General features: G+C 28.9%; 4 protein-coding genes and 1 pseudogene. 4 read left to right on the top strand and 1 reads right to left on the bottom strand.

Features of this window, described 5'->3' with window-relative positions:
• The 3 genes from JK139_RS15120 to JK139_RS15110 form a co-directional block, all read left to right on the top strand.
• On the top strand, window positions 1-756 hold a 756-nt coding region (locus tag JK139_RS15120; RefSeq protein WP_218332089.1), incomplete at its 5' end, for a hypothetical protein.
• Window positions 746-2,971 (top strand): peptidase domain-containing ABC transporter, encoded by a 2,226-nt coding sequence (locus tag JK139_RS15115; RefSeq protein WP_228733265.1) that lies wholly within the window; start codon window positions 746-748, stop codon window positions 2,969-2,971. The genes JK139_RS15120 and JK139_RS15115, both read left to right, overlap by 11 nt.
• An 11-nt stretch (window positions 2,972-2,982) precedes the next feature.
• Window positions 2,983-3,507, top strand: coding sequence for a hypothetical protein (locus JK139_RS15110; RefSeq protein ID WP_143439231.1), 525 nt, complete (start codon window positions 2,983-2,985; stop codon window positions 3,505-3,507).
• A gap of 188 nt (window positions 3,508-3,695) precedes the next feature.
• Here JK139_RS15110 and JK139_RS15105 read toward each other — a convergent pair.
• Window positions 3,696-4,792 (bottom strand): annotated as a pseudogene (locus JK139_RS15105) (IS3 family transposase).
• A 114-nt stretch (window positions 4,793-4,906) separates the two neighbouring features.
• Here JK139_RS15105 and JK139_RS15100 point away from each other — a divergent pair.
• On the top strand, window positions 4,907-5,798 hold an 892-nt coding region (locus JK139_RS15100), incomplete at its 3' end, for a hypothetical protein (protein ID WP_218332087.1).

The raw sequence follows: 5,798 nt of genomic DNA, 5'->3' as shown, positions 1-5,798 counted from the left end.
TCAGATGTGTATAAGAGACAGAGTAAAATCGGTATGGACCTTGTATATTATCCAGTCATTGCTTACAAAGAGTATAAATTCAAGAATTATGAAATGGCATTCTATTATATTGATATAGCAATTAATAAAGGATATGAATTAATTGATAATAATTTTAATCTAAAAGATGCATTATTAGCAATTCTTGAGCAAAATTTTAATAAAATAAAAATTTTAATAAAGCTAGAAAGAATCTATGATGTTATTGATATTTCTAGTCAAATGATATTATATTTAACTAATGGGGAAAAAAATAATTTAATTAAAATTTCATTCAATAAATTTATTAATGAAAATTATGCTTATTGGTATGAAATTGTAAGTTACTACGTGGATTCAATAATAATATTACTAATTAATTGTATCAATAAACATTCATTTAATTTTGATGTATTTTTTGAAATATTATTGGAAAAAATAAATATGTCAGAGATTAAAAGAAAATCTTCAGGATATAATAATTTTACATATACATTATCTTTGCTTTGTAATAATTGGAAAAGCTATACTAAAGAAACTAAATACGAAAAGGGATTTAAAATTAACCTTGATTTTATTCCATTATCAATAAAATATTTACTCTTATATACCATAGATAAAAATAAAGAAAATTACGAAAATAAATTCAAAATACTCATTCAGAACAACTCCCAATCTATTTTAACATTATCATCCTTGTTAGCTTTTAATGAAAAACTAAATAACCTTGAAAGTTAGAAATTATTTTCATTTCCCATTTCAACCTCAGTATGACAAAATGGATTGCGGCCCCGCATGTCTAAAAATGATTACACAATTTTATGGTAAAGCATATTCTTTAGAATATTTAAGGCAAGAATGCTTTTTAAGTCGTGAAGGTGTAAGTTTACTTAGCATAAATGATGCAGCAGAGAAATTAGGCTTTCGTACACTTATGGTTAATTTAACTTTAAAAAATTTAACAGAAAATAGTCCATTACCTTGTATTTTACATTGGAATCAAGATCATTTTGTAGTACTCTACCAGATAAAAAGAAAATTATTTAATTCAAGCAAATTGAATTTTAGGATTGCTGATCCTGCATATGGGTTAATATCTATAGACAAAGATACTTTCTTTAAATCATGGATTAGTACGGTTGATGAAAAGGGAACATCATTATTATTAGAACCAACACCTGAATTTTTAAAAAAAAATGAAGTAAAGGAAAAGAATAAAGGTTATACTTTTTTATTTCGCTACCTTAAACCTTACAAAAAATATATTGTTCAACTATTAATTGGAATGTTCATCACCAGCCTGATTTCACTAACATTTCCATTTCTTACACAAGTTTTAATTGACATTGGTGTTACAGATAAAAACTTATCAATTCTATATTTAATTTTATTATCACAACTATTTTTATTTACAGGTAATACTATTATTGAAATTATACGAAGTTGGCTTTTGTTACACATCAATGCAAGAGTAACCCTCAATATCATTTCCGATTTTTTAATTAAACTATTAAAACTACCAATTAAATATTTTGATACAAAAGCAATAGGGGACATTTCTCAACGCATTAGTGACCATCATCGTATTGAAAATTTTTTGACAAACTCGACACTTAGCACATTGTTTTCAATAATTAACATTGTCATTTTTTCACTTGTATTATCATTTTACAACATTAAAATACTCTTTGTATTTATAGTTTTTAGTATATTAGCTATAACTTGGATTTTTTTATTCCAAAAAAAACGTAAACAATTAGACTATAAACGATTTGCTAGAAATAAAGAGAATCAAGACAAGTTATTTGAAATGATAACTGGTATGCAGGAAATAAAATTGTATGGTAGTGAAACTTCCAAGCGATGGGAGTGGGAGCAATTACAAGTAAAATATTTTAAATTGAATATTAAGAGTCTTGCTTTAGAGCAATACCAGCAATCGGGATTTATTTTTTTTTCTCATTTGAAAAATATTATTATTTCATATATTGCAGCAACCGAAGCTATAAAAGGAAATATGACAATTGGTGTATTGTTAAGTATTTCCTACATAATTGGACAAACTAATAGTCCATTAGAACAATTAGTAAGTTTCATAAAATCAGCACAAGATGCACATTTAAGCATGGACAGATTGCAAGAAATTCATAATAAAACCGATGAAGAAAATAACAAAACAAATAAATTCCAACAACAAATAACTAATATATTACATCAAGATATTAAACTTCAAGATCTATCCTTTCAATATGAGGGACCTAACTCTCCATTTGTTTTAAAAGATATTAATTTAACTATTCCCAAAGGTAAAATTACAGCAATAGTTGGCACAAGTGGTAGTGGAAAAACAACATTATTAAAATTATTATTAAATTTTTATCAACCAGTCAAGGGTAACATATTAATTGGTAATGATAACTTACAATCATTATCACCAAAATTTTGGCGAAAACAATGTGGAATAGTAATGCAAGAAGGCTTTATTTTTTATGATACAATAACAAAAAACATTGCATTAGATGGAAAAGAATTAGATTATAACGCAATGGAAAATGCTATTAGAATAACCAATTTGCAAGAGTTTATTAATGAACTTCCACTAGGTTATACAACCAAAATTGGAAGTTCAGGAGTAATTTTAAGTGGTGGGCAAAAACAAAGAATATTAATTGCTCGTTCTGTATATAAAAATCCTAATTATCTTTTTTTTGATGAAGCTACGAGTAATTTGGATGCCAATAACGAAAGACAAATAATGGATAACCTAAATGATTTTTTTAAAGGGAAGACTGTTTTAATTATTGCACATCGCTTAAGTACAGTAAAAAATGCTGATCAAATAATAGTTTTAGAAAAGGGTAAAATTGTGGAAGTTGGGAATCATGAAAAACTTGTAAGAATCAAAGGTAAATATTTTGAATTGGTAAAAAATCAATTAGAGCTAGGCAATTAAAAAATAAAACCATGATATCAAATAAGTTTGAATTAAGAAGTAATGAAGTGCAGGAAGTATTTCAAAAATCTCCTCACTTATTAATAATGTGGGGAAATACTTTTATTGGAATAATTTTAATAGCAGGATTTTATTTACTTGATAATATAACTATACCGCAAAAAATAACTATACCATTTCAACTAATACAAACTAAAAAGCCATATAACTCTGAAGAAGTATTTGCTTTGCAGATAGATTCAGAATATACTTCACACATATACCAACACCAACCAATTAATATTAATTTTGAAAAATACCCTTCAAATATTTATGGAACTATCCAGACAGAAATAGACACAATTATTTCCTTTCAAAATAAAAAAATAATATTCTTTAAATTACAAAATGAACAATCAAAAAATAATTTATCATTCAGAGTAACATTAAAACCTTTTTTATTAGGTAATTTAGTAACACAAATTGACAAAAAAAATTTTCTTTCCACAATTAAAAATTCATTATTCTCCAAAATAAAAACAAAAGATAAAAGATAAGTAATTTCACTTTGTTATTTTAGTCTGTTGTAATTGTGTAAGCTCCCCTTTTTTTAATGCCATTGTTAATTAGAGATTTCTAAGGTACTGATCTTTTGTTTTTCAATCACTTTATCCACTAAACGGCTCTCTTCAATTAATGAATGATTTGCGTTCGCCTTTTTTGGATAAAGGGATATATCTACACTTTATCTTTTGTAATTTTCTTCAGCAAATTTTATGGGAGATGAGTATCCTAGAGATTTGTGTGGTCTGTCTGTATTGTAATCAATCCTCCATTGCTCTATTTGCTCTCTTACTTCCAATAAGCGATAAAACAGGTATGGATTTAATACTTCTCTTCTCCTCATGCTTCCATTTTTTCTTTCGATGTATGCAATTTGTGTGGGTTTCCCCGGTTCAATAAATTGAATTGTTATTTGTCTGCGTTGATCACTACACCATTCTTGCAGCTTATGGCTAATAAATTCAGGTCCGTTATCACATCGGATATTGGCAGGTTTACCTCTTTGTACATTCAGTTTTTCCAGCACACGGATTACTCTTAGTGATGGTAACTAAGTATCCACTTCAATAGCCAATGATTCCCGATTAAAATCATCCATAACATTAAACAGTCGGAATCTTCTTCCATCTACTAGTGTGTCACTCATAAAGTCGATGCACCATACCTGATTAGGTGCTGACGGAAGCGTTAATGGTTGTTTTATCCTTTCAGGTAGCCGCTTTTTAGCCATGCGACGGATATTCAACTTCATATCGGTATAAACCCTGTAGATTCTTTTATGATTCCACTTGTGTCCTTTATTCCAAAGACGATAACAACATTGCCAAAACCCAATGGCAACATGCTTTGTAGTAAGTGCCATCAGTGCATCCTGAATTGCTCCATCGTCCTTGGGCTTTGATTGATACTGGTAGGTGCTGCGGGATATACCTATCAGCTCACACGCCTTACCGTTACTTAACTGTTCTTCTTCTAGCAAATGATGAACAGCTTCCCGTTTCGCTTCAGGCGTTAAAACTTTTTTGCAATCAGGTTTTTCATAGCTCGATTCTCAAGACTCAGTTCTGCTACAATCTTTTTGTAATCACTGAGCTCTGCTTCCATCTGCTTCATCTTTACAACCTCACTTACCTCCATGCCGCCATACTTCGCTTTCCAGTTGTAAAATGTCGCTTCACTTATACCCATTTCCCGGGCAATGTCTTTAACAGCAATCCCTGATTCCTGTTTTCTAATAGCAGATACTATCTGCGCTTCAGTAAATCTTCCTTTTTTCATTTGGTTCAAAATTTAAAGTTAACTAGCTTTTTTGTTAACTCTAACTTCAAATGGACAACTTTTGGGGAAGCTTACAAATTTCTATTAAAAAGTATTATAACATCAGACCATGATGTGCAGTTAAATGTTTTTGAACCTTATGAAGGTACATTTTACAATCATTGCCTTGCTACTAAAAGTATCAATGTATCCTCAAACAAAGAATTAGTTATACCTATTACCGTAAAAACTTCTACTTTTTTTAAAATAACATTTGATGGTGTCCCTTTTTTTATCTATGCCCAGCCTAATGACTCCTTGTATTTTAATGCAACTGTTTTGGGTGATACACCCCCTGTAAATACCAATTGGATACATTTAACAGGCAGCAATGCAAAAGGAATTTTGTTATTCAATCATCAATTCAATTATCCCTACCCTATTTCTAAATTCACCCCTATATTTAATTTATTTGAACAAAAAAATTTGAATCTTCCTGATTTAAAGAAAAACTTAATTATCATCATCAACACTTACACCCATCCTTATGATTCGCTATACCACGAAAACAAAATAACGGAAAGCTTTAGAAACGCCATTGGCATTCAATTCAAAGCAATATTAATGGACGAATTCCTAAAGCCATTTATAAGAAAAAGAATTAAAGAAATTCACTTTATTAGTGCAGATATAAGCAAAGCAAATATTTTACAAATGGCAGAAGAATTGCAAAAACCATTTAATATAGCAGTATCAAAATGTGTGCTTGGAACATTTTACGTTTCAAGCTATTTATGTTTAAAATACATGAATGTAAATAAATTACAAACAGATAATGATATTAAAGACTCTACATTTAAAATAAACAATAATACTTATATTTTTAGTAACACTTTTGTTCCTACGCTATATGCTACTGATAATATTAAAACCAATTTAATTGGGAATTATATGATTGCAGCGATTACTTTATTTCCGGAGAGTGTTACTAAAAGCGACTTAATTATCTTTAATCACTTTGCACCCA

Origin of the sequence: Hydrotalea lipotrueae, assembly GCF_019249625.1 — a bacterium.
GTDB classification, from domain to species: domain Bacteria; phylum Bacteroidota; class Bacteroidia; order Chitinophagales; family Chitinophagaceae; genus Hydrotalea; species Hydrotalea flava.
The sequence above is the reverse complement of the archived record's forward strand: the minus strand, read 5'-3'. Positions and strand labels throughout refer to the sequence as shown.